General features: G+C 70.6%; 18 protein-coding genes, 1 pseudogene and 2 riboswitches. Of the genes and pseudogenes, 8 read left to right on the plus strand and 11 right to left on the minus strand.

Annotated elements, in window-relative coordinates:
* Position 1 precedes the first annotated feature (1 nt).
* Genes cobG through cobJ form a run of 4 tightly spaced genes read left to right on the plus strand, consistent with a single transcriptional unit; the run spans position 2 to position 4,443 of the window.
* Positions 2-1,363 carry a precorrin-3B synthase gene (gene cobG, locus DIE13_RS02655; protein WP_279607226.1) on the plus strand — a complete coding sequence of 454 codons (1,362 nt, stop codon included), beginning with the start codon at positions 2-4 and terminating at the stop codon, positions 1,361-1,363.
* Complete coding sequence (locus DIE13_RS02660; RefSeq protein ID WP_124825709.1) at positions 1,356-1,982, plus strand: precorrin-8X methylmutase; 627 nt, start codon at positions 1,356-1,358, stop codon at positions 1,980-1,982. The genes cobG and DIE13_RS02660 overlap by 8 nt, the downstream gene beginning before the upstream one ends.
* Entirely contained in the window at positions 1,979-2,713 is a 735-nt protein-coding gene (locus DIE13_RS02665) for a precorrin-2 C(20)-methyltransferase (protein WP_124825710.1), read from the plus strand. Before DIE13_RS02660 ends, DIE13_RS02665 begins: the two co-directional genes overlap by 4 nt.
* Complete coding sequence (gene cobJ, locus DIE13_RS02670; RefSeq protein WP_124825711.1) at positions 2,710-4,443, plus strand: precorrin-3B C(17)-methyltransferase; 1,734 nt, start codon at positions 2,710-2,712, stop codon at positions 4,441-4,443. Before DIE13_RS02665 ends, cobJ begins: the two co-directional genes overlap by 4 nt.
* Before the next feature lie 32 nt (positions 4,444-4,475).
* On the opposite strand, the gene DIE13_RS02675 is transcribed toward cobJ, so the two are convergent.
* From DIE13_RS02675 to DIE13_RS02690, 4 genes are all read right to left on the minus strand, one after another.
* Positions 4,476-5,219: an IclR family transcriptional regulator gene (locus tag DIE13_RS02675; RefSeq protein WP_124825712.1), complete on the minus strand. Its 744-nt coding sequence runs from the start codon at positions 5,217-5,219 to the stop codon at positions 4,476-4,478.
* 59 nt (positions 5,220-5,278) lie between these two features.
* Entirely contained in the window at positions 5,279-6,445 is a 1,167-nt protein-coding gene (locus DIE13_RS02680; protein ID WP_124825713.1) for an acyl-CoA dehydrogenase family protein, read from the minus strand.
* A 116-nt stretch (positions 6,446-6,561) separates the two neighbouring features.
* Positions 6,562-7,863: a CitMHS family transporter gene (locus DIE13_RS02685; protein WP_124825714.1), complete on the minus strand. Its 1,302-nt coding sequence runs from the start codon at positions 7,861-7,863 to the stop codon at positions 6,562-6,564.
* Between the two features lie 93 nt (positions 7,864-7,956).
* Entirely contained in the window at positions 7,957-9,126 is a 1,170-nt protein-coding gene (locus DIE13_RS02690; RefSeq protein ID WP_124825715.1) for a CaiB/BaiF CoA-transferase family protein, read from the minus strand.
* A 279-nt stretch (positions 9,127-9,405) separates the two neighbouring features.
* On the opposite strand from DIE13_RS02690, the gene DIE13_RS02695 reads away from it, so the two are divergent.
* Both DIE13_RS02695 and DIE13_RS02700 read left to right on the plus strand, forming a co-directional pair.
* Complete coding sequence (locus tag DIE13_RS02695) at positions 9,406-9,648, plus strand: hypothetical protein (RefSeq protein WP_124825716.1); 243 nt, start codon at positions 9,406-9,408, stop codon at positions 9,646-9,648.
* Between the two features lie 161 nt (positions 9,649-9,809).
* The gene (locus tag DIE13_RS02700) at positions 9,810-10,238 is read left to right on the plus strand and encodes an NUDIX hydrolase (RefSeq protein WP_124825717.1); all 429 of its coding nucleotides are present in this window, start codon (positions 9,810-9,812) and stop codon (positions 10,236-10,238) included.
* Positions 10,239-10,263: 25 nt separating this feature from the next.
* Here the strand turns inward: DIE13_RS02700 and DIE13_RS02705 are convergent.
* The 7 genes and pseudogenes from DIE13_RS02705 to cobW all read right to left on the minus strand — a co-directional run bounded on the left by DIE13_RS02705 (position 10,264) and on the right by cobW (position 18,552).
* Positions 10,264-10,589, minus strand: a pseudogene (locus DIE13_RS02705) (low molecular weight protein tyrosine phosphatase family protein).
* Between the two features lie 63 nt (positions 10,590-10,652).
* Entirely contained in the window at positions 10,653-11,225 is a 573-nt protein-coding gene (locus tag DIE13_RS02710) for a DUF1993 family protein (RefSeq protein ID WP_124825718.1), read from the minus strand.
* A gap of 113 nt (positions 11,226-11,338) precedes the next feature.
* A complete protein-coding gene (locus tag DIE13_RS02715) occupies positions 11,339-11,791 on the minus strand; it encodes a YaiI/YqxD family protein (protein WP_124825719.1) in 453 nt (150 codons plus the stop codon).
* A gap of 67 nt (positions 11,792-11,858) precedes the next feature.
* Positions 11,859-12,473 carry a VWA domain-containing protein gene (locus DIE13_RS02720; RefSeq protein ID WP_124825720.1) on the minus strand — a complete coding sequence of 205 codons (615 nt, stop codon included), beginning with the start codon at positions 12,471-12,473 and terminating at the stop codon, positions 11,859-11,861.
* A 68-nt stretch (positions 12,474-12,541) separates the two neighbouring features.
* Positions 12,542-13,624: an ATP-binding protein gene (locus DIE13_RS02725; protein WP_124825721.1), complete on the minus strand. Its 1,083-nt coding sequence runs from the start codon at positions 13,622-13,624 to the stop codon at positions 12,542-12,544.
* A complete protein-coding gene (cobN, locus tag DIE13_RS02730) occupies positions 13,621-17,448 on the minus strand; it encodes a cobaltochelatase subunit CobN (protein ID WP_124825722.1) in 3,828 nt (1,275 codons plus the stop codon). Before cobN ends, DIE13_RS02725 begins: the two co-directional genes overlap by 4 nt.
* 6 nt (positions 17,449-17,454) lie before the next feature.
* Positions 17,455-18,552, minus strand: a complete 1,098-nt coding sequence (gene cobW, locus DIE13_RS02735) for a cobalamin biosynthesis protein CobW (RefSeq protein WP_124825723.1) — start codon at positions 18,550-18,552, stop codon at positions 17,455-17,457.
* Between the two features lie 332 nt (positions 18,553-18,884).
* Positions 18,885-19,150, minus strand: a riboswitch (cobalamin riboswitch).
* 126 nt (positions 19,151-19,276) lie between these two features.
* A riboswitch (cobalamin riboswitch) is annotated at positions 19,277-19,513 on the plus strand.
* A 109-nt stretch (positions 19,514-19,622) separates the two neighbouring features.
* Here cobW and cobA point away from each other — a divergent pair.
* The gene (cobA, locus tag DIE13_RS02745) at positions 19,623-20,435 is read left to right on the plus strand and encodes a uroporphyrinogen-III C-methyltransferase (RefSeq protein WP_175750874.1); all 813 of its coding nucleotides are present in this window, start codon (positions 19,623-19,625) and stop codon (positions 20,433-20,435) included.
* Entirely contained in the window at positions 20,435-20,809 is a 375-nt protein-coding gene (locus tag DIE13_RS02750) for a cobalamin biosynthesis protein (protein ID WP_124825725.1), read from the plus strand. Before cobA ends, DIE13_RS02750 begins: the two co-directional genes overlap by 1 nt.
* The last annotated feature ends 4 nt before the right edge of the window (positions 20,810-20,813 follow it).

The following is a 20,813-nucleotide window of genomic DNA, read 5'->3' on the forward strand; positions in this document are numbered from 1 at the left end:
CGTGCGCCCGTCGGCCTGCCCGGGGCTCGTGCGCGTCGTCGCGGCCGCCGACGGCGGACTGTGCCGCATCAAGCTGCCCGGCGGCCGGCTCGACGCGCGGCAGGCGCGCGCGATCGCCGCCGCGGCGCGCGCCTGCGGTTCCGGTGCGATCGACGCGACCAATCGCGCGAATCTCCAGTTGCGCGGCATTCGCGACGGCGCGGCCGATCCGCTGGCCAGCGCATTGCTCGCCGCGGGCCTCGGCCCGCGCGCGAGCGCCGCCGATGCCGCAGACGACCGGACCGCGCTCGCCATGAGCGACGACGTCCGCAACCTGATGCTCAGCCCGCTCGCCGGGCACGATCCCGACGCGTTGCTCGACAGCCGCGCACTCGCGCCCGCCCTCTTCGACATGCTGGCTCGCGAGCCGCGTCGCGGCGAACTGTCACCGAAATTCTCGATCCAGCTCGATGGCGGCGAATCGGTCGCGGCGCTCGATCATCCGCACGACATCTGGCTGGCCGCATGGCGTCGCGGCGACGGCGCGCTGCGCATCGCCGCGGGCGTGGCCGGCTGCGTGCCGGTCGCCCCCGACGACACGCCCGCCTTGATCGACGTCTCGCCCGACCAGGCCGCCGCGCTTGTGCGTGCGTTGCTGCTCGCGTTCCTCGATCTCGCGCCTGCCGACGTCGCGCGGATGCGCGCCTTGCTCGCGAGCTGCGGCGAACGCGCGCTGCTCGAACGCGCACAACACTACCTGCCCTTCCCGCTGGCAGCCGATCCAGCGCTCGCCGGCTGGCGACGCGCGCACTCCGATGCCGCGCTGCGTTTCGGCGCGCGGCCGTCGTTCGACGCGGCCCGCTGCAGCGTCGGCGCGCAATTCGCGCTCGGCCGGCTCGACGCGATGCAACTGGAGCGGCTCGCCGAAATATCCGAAGCCGACGGCGACGGCACGCTGTCGATGACGCCATGGCAAGGCGTGTTCGTGCACGGCGTGGCACATGATCGCGCGCCGGCCGTGCTTGACGCGCTCGCGTCGCTCGGCCTCGTGTGCGCGATGACCGATCCGCTCGCGTCGCTCGCCGCGTGCACGGGCAGCGCGGGCTGCACGAAATCGCGTGCCGATACGAAACGCGACGCGCTCGCGCTGGCCGCGCGCATCGGCCGTCCGCTCGACGTGCACCTGACCGGGTGCGAGCGCCATTGCGCGCTGCCGCACGCGGCGACGCACACGCTCGTCGCGGTCGCGACCGGGCGCTACGACCTTTACCGGCGCGACGCTGCCGCGGGCCTCGGCGCCCCGCTCGCGCGCCATCTGACGATTGACCAGGCCGCGGCCCGACTGACGGGCGCGCGGCACAGCCAGGACACCACCGATGCTTGACTACATTCGCGACGGGCAGGAAATCTACCGCCAGTCGTTCGCGACGATCCGCGCCGAGGCCGACCTGTCGCAGGTTCCGCCCGATCTCGAGAAACTCGCGGTGCGCGTGATCCATGCGTGCGGGATGGTCGACGTCGTCCACGATCTGCACTTCTCGGCGGGCGCCGGCACGGCCGGGCGCACCGCGCTCGCGGCCGGCGCGCCGATCCTGTGCGACGCGAAGATGGTGGCCGAAGGCATTACGCGCGCGCGGCTGCCGGCCGGCAATCGCGTGATCTGCACGCTCGGCGAGCCGGAAGTGTCCGATCTCGCGCGCCATCTCGGCAACACGCGCTCGGCCGCGGCGCTCGAACTGTGGCGCCCGCAGCTGGCCGGCAGCATCGTCGTGATCGGCAACGCGCCGACCGCGCTGTTCCACCTGCTCGACATGATCGACGCCGGCGCCCCGCGCCCCGCGCTGATCCTCGGCTTTCCGGTCGGCTTCATCGGCGCGGCCGAATCGAAGGCGATGCTGGCCGCCGACAGTCGCGGCGTGCCGTACGTCGCACTGCTCGGCCGGCGCGGCGGCAGCGCGATGGCCGCCGCCGCGGTCAACGCGCTTGCGACGGAGGCCGAATGACGGCCGCGCGCGGGCGCCTGTTCGGCGTGGGTGTCGGCCCCGGCGACCCTGAACTGATGACGATCAAGGCGCTGCGGGTGCTGCAGGCCGCGCCGGTGGTCGCGTATTTCGTCGCGAAGGGCAAGAAGGGCAACGCGTACGGGATCGTCGAGGCACACATGCTCGATACGCAGACGCAACTGCCGCTCGTCTACCCGGTGACGACCGAGGCGCTGCCGCCGCCGCTGTGCTACGAAACGGTGATCGCCGACTTCTACGACACGGCCGCCGGGATCGTTGCATCGCACCTCGATGCGGGGCGCGACGTCGCGGTGATCTGCGAAGGCGATCCGTTCTTCTACGGTTCGTACATGTACCTGCACGATCGGCTCGCGCCGCGCTACGACACCGAGGTGATCCCGGGAGTGTGCGCGATGCTCGGCGGCACGGCCGTGCTCGGCCAGCCGCTCGTGTACCGCAACCAGAGCCTGTCGGTGCTGTCCGGCGTGCTGCCGGAGGACGAATTGCGCGCGCGGCTCGCGCAGGCCGACGCGGCCGTCGTGATGAAGCTCGGCCGTAACTTCGACAAGGTGCGGCGCGTGCTCGACGACCTGGGGCTCGCGAAGCGCGCGCTGTACGTCGAGCGCGCGACGATGGCGGCCCAGCGCATCGTGCCGCTCGACGAAGTCGATCCGATGGCGTCCCCGTATTTCTCGCTGCTCGTGGTGCCGGGGGAAAAATGGCAAGGATGACGACTCCGCCCGCGATCGTGATTCTCGGCGCCGGCGCGCTCGACACAGCGCGGCGCATCCAGGCGCGCTATCCGGGCGCCCTCGTGCACGGGCTCGCGTCCCGTGTCGCTGCCGACGTGCCGTTCGACGAACTCGGCGCGCACCTGCGCGAGCTCTATGCGCGCGGGCTGCCGATCGTCGCGCTGTGCGCGGCCGGCATCGTGATCCGCTGCATCGCGCCGGCGCTGGCCGATAAGGGTGTCGAGCCGCCCGTGCTCGCCGTCGCGGAAGACGGCTCGGCCGTCGTGCCGCTGCTCGGCGGGCTGACCGGCGTGAACGTGATCGCGCGGGAAATCGCCGCATGCGTCGGCGTCGCGCCGGCGATCACGACGAGCGGTGAGTTGCGCTTCGGCGCGTGCGTGCTCAATCCGCCCGAAGGCTATGCGCTCGCCGATCTCGCGCAGGGCAAGCGCTTCGTGTCCGACCTGCTTGCGGGCGCGGCCACGCGCATCGACGGCGCGGCGCCGTGGCTCGACGACGTCGCGCTGCCGCGCGACGCGGCGGCAGCGCATGCGATTCGCGTCACGCCCGAGGCGTGGCGCGGCGCGCGCGACGAGCTCGTGATTCATCCGCGTAGCGTGGTGGTCGGTATCGACGTGCATGGTGCGCGGGCGGATGCGTCGCCGCCGGTTGCCGCGCGGGTCGAAGCGTTGCTCGACGCGCAGGGGCTCGCACGACCGGCGCTCGCCGCACTCGTTGCGCCCGCAACATTGCTCGGCAACGTTCGACTGGAGGAAGCGGCGCAAGCACTCGGCGTGCCGCTGCGCTTTGCCGATGCCGATGCCGAAGTCGGAGGCGCTCACGCGAACGACACCGATGCCGCCGTATTGCTCGGCCGCACGTTGCGCGTCGCGCATACGCTGCGCGCAGCCGCCGACGGTCTTGCCTGCGCCGTTGCTTCACACCCGATCGATCCGGCCACGCTCGGTCGCGCCCGTGGCCGCCTGACCGTGCTCGGCCTCGGCCCCGGCGCCGCCGCGTGGCTCACGCCGGCCGCACGCAGCGCGCTCGCTGAAGCCACCGACATCCTCGGCTACACGACCTACGTGACGATGGCCGGCCCGTTCCGCGCCGATCAATGCGTGCACGGCTCCGACAACCGCGAGGAAATGCAGCGTGCCCGCCATGCGTTCGAACTGGCGGCGCAAGGCCGGCGTGTCGCGGTCGTATCGTCGGGCGATCCGGGCGTGTTCGCGATGGCCGCGGCCGTGCTCGAAGCGCTCGACGAAGCGCGCGACCCGCAATGGGCGGCGGTCGACCTGCGCGTGGAACCGGGCATCTCGGCGTCGCTCGCGACGGCCGCGCAGGCCGGCGCGCCGCTCGGCCACGACTTCTGCGCGATCTCGCTGTCGGACAACCTGAAACCGTGGGACGTGATCGAGACGCGCTTGCGGCATGCGGCGCAAGCCGATCTCGTGATGGCGTTCTACAACCCGATCTCGCGTGCGCGGCCGTGGCAGCTCGATCGTGCGCTCGACGTCGTGCGCACGCATCGCGCGGCCGATACGGTCGTCGTGCTCGGCCGCGACATCGGCCGCCCCGGCGAGACGCTCGCGACGACGACGCTCGGCGCGCTGCGCAGCGATCAGGTGGACATGCGCACGATGGTGATCGTCGGTTCGTCGACGACGCGGCGCTTTGCGATCGACGGCGGCCGCGAGTGGGTCTATACGCCGCGCTGGTATCGCTGAATCTCTGACGCGCGGCGTGCCAGGCCGTGGCGCTAGCCGCGCCCCTGCTCGGCCAGCAACCGCACCTTCGCATCGACCAGCAGCGCCGCATGCGCGTCGCGATGCTGACGGATCCGCTCGGTCGGCCCGACGACGGACAGCCCGTACCAGTCGCCGTCGAGCGTCACCGCAACCGCGATCGCCGACAGCTCGGGCGCGCTCTCGCCGAAATTCTCGGCCCAGCCGAGTTCGCGAAACCGCGCGGCTTGCGCGACGAGCGCCGGCAGGTCGGCGACGCTCGCGTCGGTGAAGCGTTCGAACGACAACTGCGCGCCGAGCGCCTGCTGCGCATCGCCGGCAAGTTCCGCGAAGATCGCCTTGCCGATCGAGTTCGCATGCAGCGGGCGCAGCTCGCCGGGCTGGCGCGTATAGCGGATCGCCTGCTCGGACTCGACGACGTCGAGATACGTGACCGACGTGCCCTGGATCTTGCCGAGCACGGCCGTCTCGCGGCTCGCGTCGCGCAGCGCGACGAGATGCGGATGCACGAGGTCGACGACGGGGTCGGTCGCGTCGATCGCGGCGGCGATCGTCTGGAGGCGCCGCGTCGGATAGTAGCCGCCGCGCTTGCGCACTTCGTACAGATAGCCGCGGCTCACGAGCGTGCGCGCCATCGCCAGGCAGCTCGACGCCGGCACGTTGAGCAGGCGCGCGAGCTCGGTGAGCGGCAGCGGCCGCCGTTCGGCGGCGAACAGCTCGAACAGGTCGAGCGTGCGGGCAACGAGTTTGACGTCCATGACGAGCGCTTGATTCGGAACGGGAAGCCGCGCGCCGGGCGAGCCGCCGGTCGGTACGGTCAGTACGACTTCGGCAGCCCGAGCACCTTTTCCGCGATGTAGCACAGGATCAGTTGCGGACTCACGGGCGCGAGCCTCGGAATCATACACTCGCGCAGGTAGCGCTCGACATGGTATTCCTTCGCGTAGCCCATCCCGCCGTGCGTCGCGACCGCGGTCTGGCACGCCTGGAACGCGGCTTCCGCGCCGAGGTACTTCGCGGCGTTCGCCTCCGCGCCGCACGACTGCCCCGCGTCGTAGCGCGTCGCGGCCTTCATCACCATCAGCCACGCAGCCTCGAGCTGCATCCACGCCTGCGCGAGCGGATGCTGGATCGACTGGTTCTGCCCGATCGGCCGGCCGAACACGACGCGCTCGCACGCATACTTCGTCGCGCGCCGCAGCGCGGCCTGCCCGAGGCCGATCGCCTCGGCGGCGATCAGGATCCGCTCGGGATTCAGCCCGTGCAGCAGATAGCGGAAGCCGTCGCCCTCGTTGCCGATCAGGTCGTCGCGCGGCACGCGCAGGTTGTCTATGAACAGCATGTTCGAGTCGACGGCCTTGCGGCCCATTTTCTCGATCTCGCGCACCTCGACGCGCGAACGGTCGAGATCGGTATAGAACAGGCTCAGCCCGTCGGTCGGCTTCGCGACCCGGTCGAGCGGCGTCGTGCGCGCGATGATCAGCATCTTGTTGGCGACCTGCGCGGTCGAGATCCAGATCTTGCGCCCGCTCAGCACGTAATCGTTGCCGTCGCGGCGTGCCTGGGTGCTCAGGTGCGTCGTGTCGAGGCCCGCGTCGGGTTCGGTCACCGCGAAGCAGGCCTTGTCGCGCCCGTCGATCAGCGGCGGCAGGAAGCGCGCCTTCTGCGCGTCGTTGCCGAACACCTGCACCGGGTTCAGCCCGAAGATGTTCATGTGCACGGCCGACGCGCCCGACAGGCCGGCGCCCGATGCGCTGATCGTGCGCATCATCAGCGCGGCCTCGGTCATCCCGAGCCCGGCGCCGCCGTGCGCCGGGTCCATCGCGATGCCGAGCCAGCCGGCCTCGGCGAGCGCCGCGTGAAAGTCGGACGGAAACCCGCCCGCGCGATCGCGCTCGAGCCAGTAATCGTCGCCGAAGCGTTCGCAGATTTTCTCGATCGCGCTTTCGATCGCGCGCTGGTCGTCGGTCAGGTCGAACTGCATGGACTGCTCTCCCGGAAAACGTGAACGGCCCGCGGCATGTGCAACGAGGCGCCGGGCCGCCCCAAGGTTGAATGGCACCTCCATGGCCTGGCGCAAAGCGACAGGCCCGCGGGCGCTCATAACGGAAACACGCCCGTCGCGACCGCGGCGAAGACCATCAGCACGGTGGCGGCGAACAGGAACGGAATCGTGAATTTCTGGTGCTCGGCGAGCTCGACGCCGGTCAGCCCGACGATCAGGAACGTCGCGGGCGTGAGCGGGCTCACCGGAAACCCGGTCGTCATCTGGCCGAGCAGCGCGGCCTGCGCCATCTGGATCGGCGGCACGCCGAGCAGCTTCGCGCTTTCCGCGAGCACCGGCAGCACGCCGAAGTAGAACGAATCGGGATCGAACAGCAGGCTGAGCGGCATCGACAGCAGGCCGAGCACGAACGGCATGTGGCGCGCATGCTCGACCGGCACGTGAGCGACGACGACCTCGGCCATCGCCTTGAGCATCCCGGTGCCGGACATGATCCCGGTGAACGCGCCGGCTGCGAGCAGCACGCTCGCCATCATCAGCGCGGCCTTCGCATGCGCGTCGATCCGCTCGCGCTGCGCCTGCACGTCCGGATAGTTGATCACGAGCGCGGCCACCGTGCCGAGCATGAACATCACCATCGGATCGACGATGCCGGACACCAGCGTGACGAGCACGACCAGCGTCAGTGCAAGGTTGATCCCGAAACGCCCGGGCCGGCGCAACGCGCGCTCGGCGTCGGTCAGCTCGCGCGGCGCAATCGCGAGCGCTGCCGCGCCCGCGCGATCGAGCCCGAGCCGCTTCGCCTCGCGCACGCCGAGCACATACGCGGTGCCGAACACGAACACGAGCCCGACGATCTGCACCGGAATCATCGGCATGAAGATCGCCGAGCCGGGAATGTGCAATGCCGCCGACGCGCGCTGCATCGGCCCGACCCACGGCAGGAAGTTGACGCCGGCCGCCATCGACGCGACGCACGCGAGGATCCGCCGGTCCATCCCGAGCCGCGTATAGAGCGGCATCATCGCGGGCAGCGTGACGAGAAACGTGACGGCGCCCGAGCCGTCGAGATGGATCAGCAGCGCGAGCAGCGCCGAGCCCATCACGATGCGCGGCGGATGGCAGCCGATCACGCGCAGCACGCCCGCGATGATCGGATCGAGCATCCCGGCGTCAGTGAGGATTCCGAAAAATAGAATCGCAAAAACGAACATCCCGGCGATCGGGCCGATGTTCTGCACGCCGTGCACGATGAACTTGCCGGTCTGAAGCCCGAACCCGGCCGCGAGCGATGCGGCCACCGGCACGACGATCAGCGCGACGAGCGGCGCGAGCCGTTTCGTGATGATCAGGCCGAACAGCGCGACGATCGCAATCGCGCCGATCCATGCGAGCATGATGTGTCTCCTCTTGCGCCGGCGTGCGTCGTGCGCGGTGCGGCGGGTTGTCCGAAGGGGCGTGCGGGGTGCGGCCGCCCGTCGCGATGCCGGTCAGCGCCGGCGATCGCCGTTGCCGTCGTCGTGCGCATCGTCGGCCAAGACCTGCGCCGCGTGTTCGTTCAGCGCGGGCGGCGGCCGCCGGTACGTGGCCGGCGTGCGGCCGAGCTTGATCGGCGACGCGATGCCGCGATGCCGGCCGAGTTCGACCTTCATCCGCCGATGCGCGACGTGAGGATGGTCGAGCGCCGCATCGAGCCCGAGAACCGGTGCGCACGGCACGCCGCGGCGCATCAGCCGTTCGGCGAGCGCCGCGCCGTCGTGCGAGGCCAGCGCCGTTTCGAGCAGCGCGCGCAACGCGGCGCGGTTCGCGCTGCGCGCGCGGTTGTCGGCGAAGCGCGGATCGTCGGGCCAGTCGCGCGTGCCGAGCACGTCGCAGAGCGCCGCGAACTGTCCGTTGTTGCCGACCGCGAGAAAGATGTCGACGCCCGCGGTCGGGAAGCTGTCATACGGCGTGATGTTCGGATGCGCGTTGCCGGTGCGCACCGGCGCCTTCCCCGAATGGAAGAAGTTCGGCGTATGCGGATGCAGGATCGACAGCGCGCAGTCGAACAACGTGGATTCGACGAACTGGCCGCGCCCGCTCGCATCGCGTTCGCGCAGCGCCATCAGCACGCCGAGCGCCGCGTTCAGCCCGGTGACGAGATCGACGATCGGCACGCCCACGCGCAGCGGCGCACCGCCCGCCTCGCCGTTGACGCTCATCAGCCCGGCCAGCGCCTGCACGGCCGCGTCGTAGCCGGGCAGCCCGCCGAGCGGGCCGTCCGCGCCGAAGCCCGACACGCGGCAGTAGACGAGACGCGGAAAGCGCGCGTGCAGGGCGTCGAAGCCGAGGCCCCAGCGCTCCATCGTGCCGATCTTGAAGTTCTCGACCACCGCGTCGGCACGCTCGAGCAGCCCGAGCAGCCGCTCGCGGTCGTCGGGCTGCGTCAGGTCGAGCGCGATGCCGAGCTTGTTGCGGTTCACGCCGAGGAAATACGACGCGGTGTCGCCGTCGAACGGCGGCCCCCAGGTGCGCGTCTCGTCGCCCGACGGCGGCTCGACCTTGATCACCTCCGCGCCGTGGTCGGCGAGGATCTGCGTCGCGTACGGGCCGCCCAGCACCCGCGACAGATCGATGATGCGCAACCCTGCCAGCGCGCCCTGCTGCTCGTGTTCCGCCATGCGTCTCGCTCCTGCTTCCGGTTGATCGGACCGCCGGTTCCGTCGCGCCGGCAACTGCGACACGGTTTTCCCGGCTGGAATAATAATTCTTGTGTGTGAATTTATATTCACACCTGGGAATTTTATTGTCAAGCTGGAAATGTCCCGGCCGACGGGCCGATAAAGCGGCCGCGCGCAACTGGGGACGACACGGAACGCAGGCTGGTTGCGGCGCGGGGCCGCCGTTCGCTAAGCTGGCGGGCAGTGCACATTTGAACTGATGAAGAAAGGCGAAGATCCATGAAACGCATGCTGCTCGCGGCCCTCGTGCTGGCGTCGACGCTGGGCGTCGCCCGCGCGCAAACCCAGACATTCCATTTCGGTGAAGGCCAGGTACAGCCTGGGGCCGCTTCGCCCACCGCACGCCCGGCGCCCCCGCGCCGGCATGTGGCACCGCCGCCACATCGCCGGCGCACCGTCCACAAGCGGCGCCACGTGCGGCACGGCAAGCCCGCGCGCTCGGGAATCTACACGCACGCGTGACGCGAAAGCCGGTGCGCGGTACAGCGCACGGAACTGTCATGAACGCCCGGTAAGATCGGCGCGGCTGCCTGCATGCCGTCGCGCCCGAGTGTCGGGTGAGGGGCCGGTTACGACCGGCCGACGCGCATTTCCTCCACGATTCAGCACCTGTTTTGCCGAACATGAGTACCGGGCCCGATACCCTCGCCATCATCAAGGAACGTGCCACGATCGTCTGCCGCCAGCGCAGCAGCGTGCTGCTGGTCGCCCGCAGCGCGGCGCGCTGGTCGCTGCCGGGCGGCACGATCCGGCGCGGCGAGACGCCGCTGGAGGCCGCGCAGCGCGAACTGGCGGAGGAAACGCGGCTGGAGGGGCTCGCGCTCGACTATGCGGTGCAGTTCGGCGGGCTCACGAAGCTTCATCACGTATTCGTGGCCGATGTGCCCAAACACCTGACGCCGCGCGCCAGCAACGAAATCGCCCGCTGCAAGTGGTTCGACGTCGAACGGCTCGAAACGCTGCGCGCGAGCGTGCCGACGCGCAAGATCATCGAACTGTTGCACCTCGATCGTTTTTCGGTGCTTGCCGACGGGTCGCTGCGTTCGCGCTGAACGCGCCCGCGCCGGTCATACCCGGTCACGCACGCAGAAACGGGCCGGCCTTGCGTTCGAGCAGCGCGATCAGTTCGGGCTGCATGTACGCGTAGCGATCGGGAATGCCGAGGCAGATGACTTTCCGGTGCTTCAGATGCGCGCCGAATCGCGCGGACAGCTTCGCGCCGTGCGCGCGCTCCATCACGAACACGATTTCGGCCCATTCGAGCTGGTCCGCGCACAGGGGCGTGCCGCGTCGGGCGCAAGGCCCGCGGAGTCGGTTTCGACGCCCGGCCACGCGGCGAACACGGCCTCGGCCGTCGGGCTGCGCAGCCGGTTGCGGCTGCAAATGAAGAGCACGCGGGTCATGCCGGCTCGTGTGCGGATGCGTGCGCCGGTCGGCGGTGGCCGCCGCGTTGGTTCATCCGTTCCTTACCCTTGCGGAATCGTGCCGGGCCGCACGTACGCGAGCATGTGCGGCACATAATCGGCCTTGCCGAGATCGACGCCGTGATGGCGCAGGATCGCGTAGGCCGCGATCGTGTGAAAGTAGAACTGCGGCAGCGCCCAGTCGCGCGCGTACTGCTCGCCCGTCATGTCGAACGCGATGCCGTTCGGCAGTTCTAGGGCGATCGGCAGCGCCGCGCCGCCGTCGAGCGCATCGGGCGCGAGTTCGCCGAGAAACGCGATCGCGCCCGCGACGATGCCTTGCGCGTCGCTCAGCGTGCCGGGTTGCGCATCGGCGTTCCAGCCGGCTTCCCGCAACGCCAGCAGCGCGGCCGGCAGCGGCTCGCCGCGCAGCCGGTACACGGGTTCCATTGCCTGAAAACACGAGAAGCGCACCTGCGCGGCGAGCGGATACATGTCGGGCGCGAGCTTCAGCGTCAGCATCGCATCGGGCATGTCGCCCGCGGCCTGCCGGTGCGCGGCCGCCTTGTCGAGCCACGCGGCTTGTGCGCGCAGCATCTGGGTCAATGTCGGAACGAGCAGTTGGGTCGGGGACATCCTGGCACTCCGGGTAGTGGTTCGCGTCACGATATCAGCGTCGGCGAAAAACCGCACCCCTGCCGCCGTCAATGCGCCGGCGCGAAACCGGCAACGAATCGCAGCCGCGCGCGTTACGGCTTGCCATGGCGCGCAAGAAAGCGGTCGAGCTGCGACGCGAACGCCTTGCCGTCGCGTGCGCTGAACGGCGCCGGGCCGCCGGTATCGATCCCCGCGCTGCGCAGCTGATCCATCATCGCGCGCGTCGACAGGCGTTCCTCGATGTTCTCGCGGCTGAACCAGTTGCCGCGCGGGTCGAGCGCAAGCGCGCCCTTGTCGAGGACGGCGGCGGCCAGCGGGATGTCGGCGGTGATCACGAGGTCGCCCGCCTCGACGAGTTCGACGATCCGCGCATCGGCCACGTCGAAACCGGCGGGCACCTGCAGCGCCTTGATGAACGGCGACGGCGGCGTGCGCAGAAACTGGTTCGCGACCAGCGTCACGCAGATCTCGGCACGACGCGCGGCGCGAAACAGCATGTCCTTGATGACGGCGGGACACGCGTCGGCATCGACGAGTACTTGCATGGCAGGCATTCCGGTAAGCAGAAACGGCGATCATAGCGCAGCGCCGCCCATCGGCCTGCGTCGTCGATCAACCGGTCAATCCGCGGCAAAGCGATTCGGCCGTCACCCATTGCGCACCCCATGCGCCGGCGAGCCTTTCGCCCTGTCCGATCCGCACGGCCGCATCGTCGAAGTCGACGAACACGACGTGATCGGCGGCCGCCGGTTTCGGCGGCGTCTCGCGCGTGCGCCCGTCGGACAACACCCACAGCCAGCGCTGCTTGTCCGGCGCCGGCGTGCGCCGCGCGTCGCGCGCGAGCAACTGGGCGGCGGCCGCGATGCCATCGGCCAGCGGCGTGCCGCCGCCGCCGTCGACCGGTTCGAGCCAGCGCGCATTCCACCAGCGCGGCACGGCCGGGCCGAAGCGGCGCGCGGCACCGTTGCCGCCGAAGCAGATCAGCGCGGTTTCCATGCGCTCACGCGCGGCCAGATCGAAATACGCGACGATCAAACCCTTCGCGAGCGCGAGCCGTTCGCGCGAGAGCATCGACGCGGAACAGTCGAGCACGAAGCAATGCAGCGCACGCGGCGCGCCGGCCTGTTTGCGAAAGCGCAGATGCGTCGCATGCAACGGGCCGCCGCGCTTCGCGGCGAGCGTCGCGGGCCACGCAACGGCCGTGCCCGCGCGTGCGGTGCCCGGCACCCGCGCGGTCGCGCCTGAGTGCCATCGAGGACCGCGAACGGCGTTCGCGGCGGCGTCGGCTCGATGGCTCAGCGTTTTTTTAGCGGCAGCGGCACGACGCTTTTCACGTCGCGCAGCCCGGCCGGCTCGGGCGGCAGGTAGCCCCAGTCGCCTTGCGATGCGGTGGCGTCGTGCTTCGCCGCGCCCGGTTCGCCAGGCTGCCGACGGGTGTCCGGCGGCGATCGATCGTGCTGATCGCGGCGCTCGCCATTCGCCGGTGACGCGCCGGAAGACGGCGGCGCACCGGCATGGCGCCGGTGCCGCAACACCGTGTCGGCCACGCGCTCCACATGCGACACCGTCACCGCATCGGCATGCTCCAGCGCGGCAAGGGCACGCGCGGCGCGCAGCATCACGAGGTCGGCGCGCAGCCCGTCAACGGCCGCGTCGATGCACAGCGCACTGACGCGCGCATGCACCGCATCGTCGAAATCCAGCCTCGCCAGCCGCGCCCGCGCCGCACGAATTCCGTCACCGAGTTCATGCTGCTCAGTCGCATGACGCGCACGAAACGCGTCGGGATCGAGATCGAACGCCAGCCGCGCCTTCACGATCCGTTCGCGCTGCGCGGCATCGAAGCAGTTCTCGAGCTCGACCATCAGCCCGAAGCGGTCGAGCAGTTGCGGGCGCAGTTCGCCCTCCTCGGGATTCATCGTGCCGACCAGCACGAAGCGCGCATCGTGCGCATGCGACACGCCATCGCGTTCGACCACGTTCACACCGCTCGCGGCGACGTCGAGCAGCGTATCCACGAGCCCGTCGGCGAGCAGGTTCACCTCGTCGACGTACAGCACGCCGCGGTGCGCGCGCGCCAGCAGCCCGGGGCGGAAGCGCACGCCGTTTTCGGCGAGCGCATGCGCGAGGTCGAGCGTGCCCGTCACCTGCTCGTCGCTCGCCGACAGCGGCAGCGTGACGAACTCGCCTTCGGGCAGCAGTTCCGCGAGCGCGCGTGCGGCGGTCGATTTCGCGGTGCCGCGCGGCCCGCTGACGAGCACGCCGCCGAGCGACGGGTCGATCGCCGCGAGCAGCAGCGCCTGTTGCAACGGCTGCTGCGCGACCAGCGCCGCGAACGGGAACACCGCGCGGGCGCGGTGCGTCGTCGGATCGGTCATCGCCTTCCTCCTTCCTGCAGTTGTTCGCTCGCGAGCCAGACCGCTTCGATCCGCTCGTGATAGTCGCCCGGCCGCTGCCACAGCCCGCGCTGCATCGCTTCGACGAAGCGTTCGCAAATGCCGTGCAGCGCCTTCGGGTTGTGCCGTTCGAGGAACGCGCGCGTGTCGTCGTCGAACAGGTAGGCGTCGGCAACGAGCGCGTACTGGTGATCCGACAGCACGCGCGCGGTCGCGTCGTAGCCGTACAGATAGTCGACGGTCGCGGCCATTTCCGCCGCGCCCTTGTAGCCGTGACGCTTCACGCCGTCGAGCCATTTCGGGTTGACGACGCGCGAGCGGATCACGCGAGCGATTTCCTCGCGCAGCGTGCGCATCTTCGGCGCGGCCGGGTTCGCGTGATCGCCGTGGTAGATGCTCGGCTGCTGCCCGGACAGGTGCCGCACGGCCGCCGTCATCCCGCCCTGGAACTGGTAGTAGTCGTTCGAATCGAGGAGGTCGTGCTCGCGGCTGTCCTGGTTCTGCACGACGACGTCGATCGTGGCGAGCCGCTCGCCGAACACGTCGGGCGCGGCATCGCCCGCGCTGTTCTGCGCGTAGGCATGGCCGCCCCACTGGCGGTATGCGTCGGCGAGATCGGCGTCGGTCTGCCAGCGGCGCCGGTCGATCAGGTCCTGCAGGCCCGCGCCGTAGCTGCCCGGCCGCGCGCCGAACACGCGCCAGCCGGCACGGCGCCGCGCTTCGTCGGGCGCCACGCCCCGCGCGATCCACTGCTCGCGTTCGCGCTCGATGCGCGCGCGGATCGGGTTCAGTTCCTCCGGCTCGTCGAGCGCGGCCACTGCCTGCACGGCCGCGTCGAACAGGTGCATCAGGTTCGGGAACGCATCGCGGAAGAAGCCCGACACGCGCAGCGTCACGTCGATGCGCGGCCGGTCGAAGATCTCGATCGGCAGGATCTCGAAGTCGGTCACGCGATGGCTGCCGTGCGCCCATTTCGGCCGCACGCCGATGAGCGCGAACGCCTGTGCGATATCGTCGCCGCCGGTGCGCATCGTCGCGGTGCCCCAGACCGACAGCCCGATCGCGCGCGGATAGTCGCCGTGATCCTGCAGATGGCGCTCGATCAGTTGCTGCGCGGATTTCAGCCCGAGCGACCAGGCGGCCTGCGTCGGCACCGCGCGCGTGTCGACCGAGTAGAAGTTGCGGCCCGTGGGCAGCACGTCGGGACGGCCGCGCGACGGCGAACCGCTCGGCCCCGGCGGCACGAAGCGGCCGTCGAGCCCGCGCAGCAACTGGCGCATTTCCTCGCCGCCGCATGCGTCGAGCGCGGGGATCAGCGTCGAGCGCACGCGGTCGATCACCGCGAGCGTGTGCGGCCATTCGCCGGGCGGTGTCGTGTCGACGCCGCAAGCACCGGAATTGCCGTCGTCGTCGCAAGCGGCCGGGCACAGCCCGTCGAGCCACCGCTGCGCGAGCCATTCGAGCCGCTCGCGCGTATCGCCCGCATGACGCCACGGCGACGCATCGAGCGCCTGCAGGACCGACGGCCGCGGCCCGGTCCACGGCACGGCCCAGTCGGCCGCGAGCGGATCGAAATCGTCGCCGAGCGCGAGATCGCGCGCGAGCGCACCGATCAGCCCGGCCCGTTCGCCCTTGCCGTCGCCGACCGGAAAGCGCGCGAGCGCGAGCAGCGTGTCGCGCCGCTGGCGATCGGCCGGCGACGCGCCGAACACGTGCAGCCCGTCGCGGATCTGCGCTTCCTTCAGTTCGCACAGCCACGCGTCGACGCGCGTGAGCAGCGCGTCCTCGTCGCCCGTGTCGCGCGGCGGCGATACGCTCAGTTCGTCGTGCAGCCGATGCTCGGCGATCGTCGCGAGGATCGTCTTGCGCAGCAGCTTCGCGCGCCGCGCGTCGACCATCAGCGCTTCGTAGTATTCGTCGACCTGCCGCTCGAGATCCTGCAGCGGACCGTAGTTTTCCGCGCGCGTGAGCGGCGGCATCAGGTGATCGACGATCACGGCCTGCGCGCGGCGCTTCGCCTGGCTGCCCTCGCCCGGATCGTTGACGATGAACGGATACAGATGCGGCAGCGGCCCGAGCGTCAGGTCGGGCCAGCACGCGTCGGACAGCGCGACGCTCTTGCCCGGCAGCCATTCGAGATTGCCGTGCTTGCCGAGGTGGATGACCGCGTCGATGCCGAAGGCATCGCGCAGCCAGAAATAGAACGCGAGATACGCGTGCGGGGGCACGAGGTCCGCATCGTGGTAGCTCGCATAGTCGTTCTCGTCGCGCGAACGCGACGGCTGGATGCCGACGAACACGTTGCCCGCGCGCCAGCCGGCGATCGTGAAGCGCCCCTGCCGCAGCGTCGGGTCGGCTTCGGGCGGCCCCCAGCGTTCGTTCAGCGCGTCGCGCACCGCGGCCGGCAGCCGCGCGAAATGCGCGACGTAGTCGGCCAGCGCGAGACTCTGGAACGCCGGGCGCAGTGCGTGCACGGCCGGGTCGTTGGTCACGCCTTCGGTGAGCCGCTCGATCAGCGCGTCGCCGTCGGCCGGCAATTCGGCCACCGCGTAGCCCGCCTCGCGCAACGCCGCGAGCACGCGCAGCGCGGACGCCGGCGTATCGAGCCCGACGCCGTTGCCGATCCGCCCTTCGCTTTGCGGATAGTTCGCGAGAATCAGCGCGATGCGTTTGTCGGCATTGTCGAGCGTGCGCAGCCGGCACCAGCCGCGCGCGAGCGCCGCGACGAACGCGATCCGTTCGGCATCCGGCTGATAGCGCACGACGTCGACTTCGGTGTGCGGGCAACGATACGCGAGCCCCTTGAAGCTCACCGCGCGCGTGACGATGCGCCCGTCGACTTCAGGCAACGCGATGTGCATCGCGATGTCGCGCGCATGCAGCCCCTGGTTGTCGGCCACCCACGCGTCGCGATTGCCGCCGGACAGGATCACCTGCAGCACGGGAGCGTCGCCGGCCAGCACGTCGGGTTCGGGGCTGTCGATCGCGCCCGCCGCGAACGCGGTGGTGTTCAATACGAGCGCGACGTCATGCGTGTCGCAGAGTTGCGTGATGACCTCGCGGCTCACCGCGTCCTTCAGCGACGTGACCGCGATCGGCAGCGGATTGAGCCCTTCGCGCACGAGCGCATCGGCGAGCGCGTCGAACACGGCGGTGTTCGCGGCCTGCCAGTGCGCGCGATAGAACAGGATCGCGACGACGGGCGCGCCGGGCGTCCAGCGCGTACGCCAGTCGTCGATGCTCGCCGTGTCGCGTGCCGGGTGATACAGCGCCGCGGCCGGCAGCGGCCGCGGCGGCTCGGGCTCGTCGCCGAAGCCGAGCGTATGGAAGGCAATGCTGCGCAGCAGCGCGGCGGCGTTGTGCAGCCCGCCTTCGCGCAGGTAGCGCCACCACAGCCGGCACAGGTCCGGCGTGACCGTGCTCTTCGCGACGAGGTTCGGGTCTTCCTGCAGGTCGCCCGAGAACATCGCGAGCCGTTGCCTTTGCTTCGACGCGAGCGTCACGGCCTGCTCGATTCCGTACGGCCAGTACGCTTCGCCGCCGAGATGGTCGATCACGACCGTCTTCGCGTGGCGCAGCACGTCGTCGACATAGAAGTCGACCGACGCCGGCTGCCGCAGGAACGTGACGTTCGCGAGCCGGACGCTCGGAAAACCCGCCGGCATCGTCGGCACGACGCTCGCCAGCAGCGACAGCGTCGTGTCGGCCGAACTCAGGATCACGATGTCGGCCGGCTGCTGGTCGATCCGGACGACACCCTGCGTATCGTCGACGAAGCCGCCCGGCGTGGTGCGCAGCAGATGCATCGTGCGTTACGCCTGTTGCGTCCGGGCCGCGCACGCGGCGTCGAACGCGCGTTGCAGCGCGGCCGCGTCGAGATCCTCGCCGATCAGCACGAAGCGGCTCGCGCGCGTTTCGCCGTCCTGCCAGCGACGATCGAAATAGCTGTCGAAACGACGGCCGACGCCCTGGATCACGAGCCGCATCGGCGCACCGGGCAGCGCCGCGAAGCCTTTCGCGCGGTAGATCGTGTGCGTCTCGACGACACGTTGCAGCGCGGCGATCGTCGCTTCGCGCGAACCCGCATCGCCCGACACGACGACCGAATCGAAATCGTCGTGATGGTGGTCGTGGTCGCCGTCGTCGGCCGAGCCGTGATGGTCGTGACGCAGATGGATGGTTGCCTCCGACGCGGATTCGAGCCCGAGCAGCATCGCGAGATCCAGTTCGCCGCGCGTCGCGCGCACGATCTTCACCTGCGGCGGGATGTCTTCGCGGATCGCGGCTTCGACTTCCGCGAACTGCGCGTCGCCGACGAGGTCGGCCTTGTTCACGATCACGAGATCGGCCGACGACAGCTGGTCGGCGAACAGTTCGTGCAGCGGCGATTCGTGGTCGAGATTCGGATCGGCGCGACGCTGCGCGTCGACGGCCTGCGGGTTTGCCGCGAACTGGCCGCTCGCGGCGGCCGGCCCGTCGACGACGGTCACGACCGCGTCGACCGTGAAGCTGTTGCGGATCGTCGGCCAGTTGAACGCCTGCACGAGCGGCTTCGGCAACGCGAGGCCCGAGGTCTCGATCAGCACGTGGTCGATGTCGGCGCGGCGCTCGACGAGCGCCTCCATCACCGGATAGAACTCTTCCTGCACGGTGCAGCACAGGCAGCCGTTCGCGAGTTCGTACAACTGGCCCGCCGCCTCGCCCTGAGCGCCGTCCGCGCCGTCTGCGTCCTCGCAGCCGATGCCACAGCCCTTGAGGATTTCGCCGTCGATGCCGAGCTCGCCGAACTCGTTGACGATCACCGCGATGCGGCGGCCTTCGGCGTGCTGCAGGATGTGGCGCATCAGCGTGGTCTTGCCGCTGCCGAGAAAGCCCGTGACGATCGTGACGGGAAGCTTGCGTAGGGACATGGTAGATCCTGTGTCGAGAATGGAATCAGGCCGGGATCGTCGCGTCGGATGCGGCGCGGCATGTCAGCTGGCGGATCGCGGGAAGGTCGTGGCGCAGTCCGGACGGACGGCCGCGGAACGGACGGAACGACGAATCGGACATGACGCTTCCTTGCGAACGGTCGACATGGTGAATGCCAACACGGCCGTCGTGGGCCCTGCTCCCGCGCTGCCTGCCGTTCGTCGCGCCGGCCCGGGCGCGCAGGCGCGGCGGGCCAATCGGCGAAGAAAGCGGGAAACGCTCGGGCGTCGGGCGTGCTGCGGCCGTGGACGATGCGCCGCCTCCCCGCGGCGCTGAACCCCAACGTTTCGGCCGGTATCCGGGCTGACGAACACGCCGCTTCGCCTTCCCGGATGCACGCGGCATCCAGTGGCGGTCGTCCGCATGCGGCTGGCATGCGGCGAAGCGGCGCTGCATCGCGCTGGGCGCGACGCGTTCGCTTACCGTTGCGGGGGCAGCACAGGTTGGCTCGACTGCGGCGCAGTCACGCTCCCTGTTTCCCGTTTAACTGCGCGCGCCGGAGGAGCGCGCGCGAGCACCAAAACGCGTGCGAGTGTAGGCGGCGGTGCGGGGAGCGTCAAGGCGAAACGGGCTACCGCGGGATGTTCGGCACGGCCGCGGCACCGTGCGGGAAGCCGCATCCGGCGCCCGCGTGACGGGTTCGCGCGAATCGGTCGCTGTGCTATCGTATGCGCCGCGTTCGGTGCTCGCACGCGCATTTGCGCGCATGCAGTCAAACGGGAAACAGGAGGCGAATGTCCGCCCGGCCTGTGCTGTCCCCGCAACGGTACGCCGCCCGCGCGCCGCGCTTGCCGCGCGCGCGCCCAGGCCGCCCGCGATGCCACTGCCCTTCAGCGGGCGGGAAGGCTGCGGCCTGGCAAGCGGCCAGCCCGGATACCGGCCGACGCAAGGGGCGAGCCCGATGCTCGCCGAACGCCCGGTCCGCGGGGGACGGATGGGGTGCGTATTCCGCCCGCGCTCGCGCGGGCTTCGCTCGATCGATCATGTCTTGCCTGTCCGTCGGCAGCCGATGTGCCGCCCGCTTTCCCCTTTCCACTGCTTCGACACGGTGCGCGCCGTGCCGCCCGCGATGAGCCGCGCATGGCTCGTCGGCGCCGGCCCGGGCGATGCCGATCTGCTGACGCTGAAGGCCGTGCGCGCGATCGCCGCGGCCGACGTGCTGCTCGTCGACGATCTCGTGAACCCCGACGTGCTGTGCCACGCGCGCGCCGACGCGCGCATCGAGCATGTCGGCAAGCGCGGTGGCCATGCGTCGACGCCGCAGGACGCGATCGTCGCCGCGATGCTCGCGCACCTGCGCGCGGGCCGCAGCGTCGCGCGGCTCAAGGGCGGCGATCCGTTCGTGTTCGGCCGCGGCGGCGAGGAATTGCTCGCACTCGGTGCGGCCGGGTTCCCGGTCGAAGTCGTCAACGGCATCACGGCCGGCATCGCCGCGCCGGCCGCGCTCGGCATTCCCGTCACGCATCGCGGCGACGCGCAGGGCGTGATCTTCGTCACGGGCCACGGTGCGGGCGCCGACGAACCCGACTGGCGCGCGCTGGCCGCCACGCGCATGACGATCGTGATCTACATGGGCATTCGCCGGCTCGACGCGATCGCGGCCGCGCTGCGCGACGGCGGGCTGGCCGGCGACACGCCGTGCGCGGCGATCGAGAACGCGACGCGTGACGGGCAGCGGCACGTGCTCGCGACGCTCGATACGGTGGTCGAACGCGTCGGCGCGACCGGTATCGGCTCGCCGGCGATCGTCGTGATCGGCCGGGTCGCGGCGCTTGCCGACGACCCGGCGGTGCGCGCGGCGCTCGGCGGTAGCGGCGCGTGATGCGCGTCGCGCTCGGCGTCGGTTTCCGCGCGGGCGTGACGGCCGCACAACTCGATGCCGCGATCCGCGCAGCGCTCGCGCGTTACCCGGCCGTCGAGCCGGCCGTCGTCGCGACGCTCGCCGACAAGGCCCGCGCGCGTGCGCTGCGCACGCTGTGCGCGCGGCGCGGCTGGCCGCTCGTCGCATTCGACGCGGCGCAGCTCGCGCATTGTCCCGAACCGGCGCCGAGTGTGCCGTCGGCGGCCGCGCTTGCGCGTTTCGGCGTCGCCGGCGTGGCCGAACCCTGTGCGCAGCTCGCGGCGCCGCATGGCCGGCTGCTCGGCCCCAAATCCATCCTGGGCGGCGTGACGGTTGCACTCGCCGGCCCGCTCTGAACCC

The organism is Burkholderia sp. Bp9016, from assembly GCF_003857765.1.
In the GTDB taxonomy this organism is placed as follows: domain Bacteria; phylum Pseudomonadota; class Gammaproteobacteria; order Burkholderiales; family Burkholderiaceae; genus Burkholderia.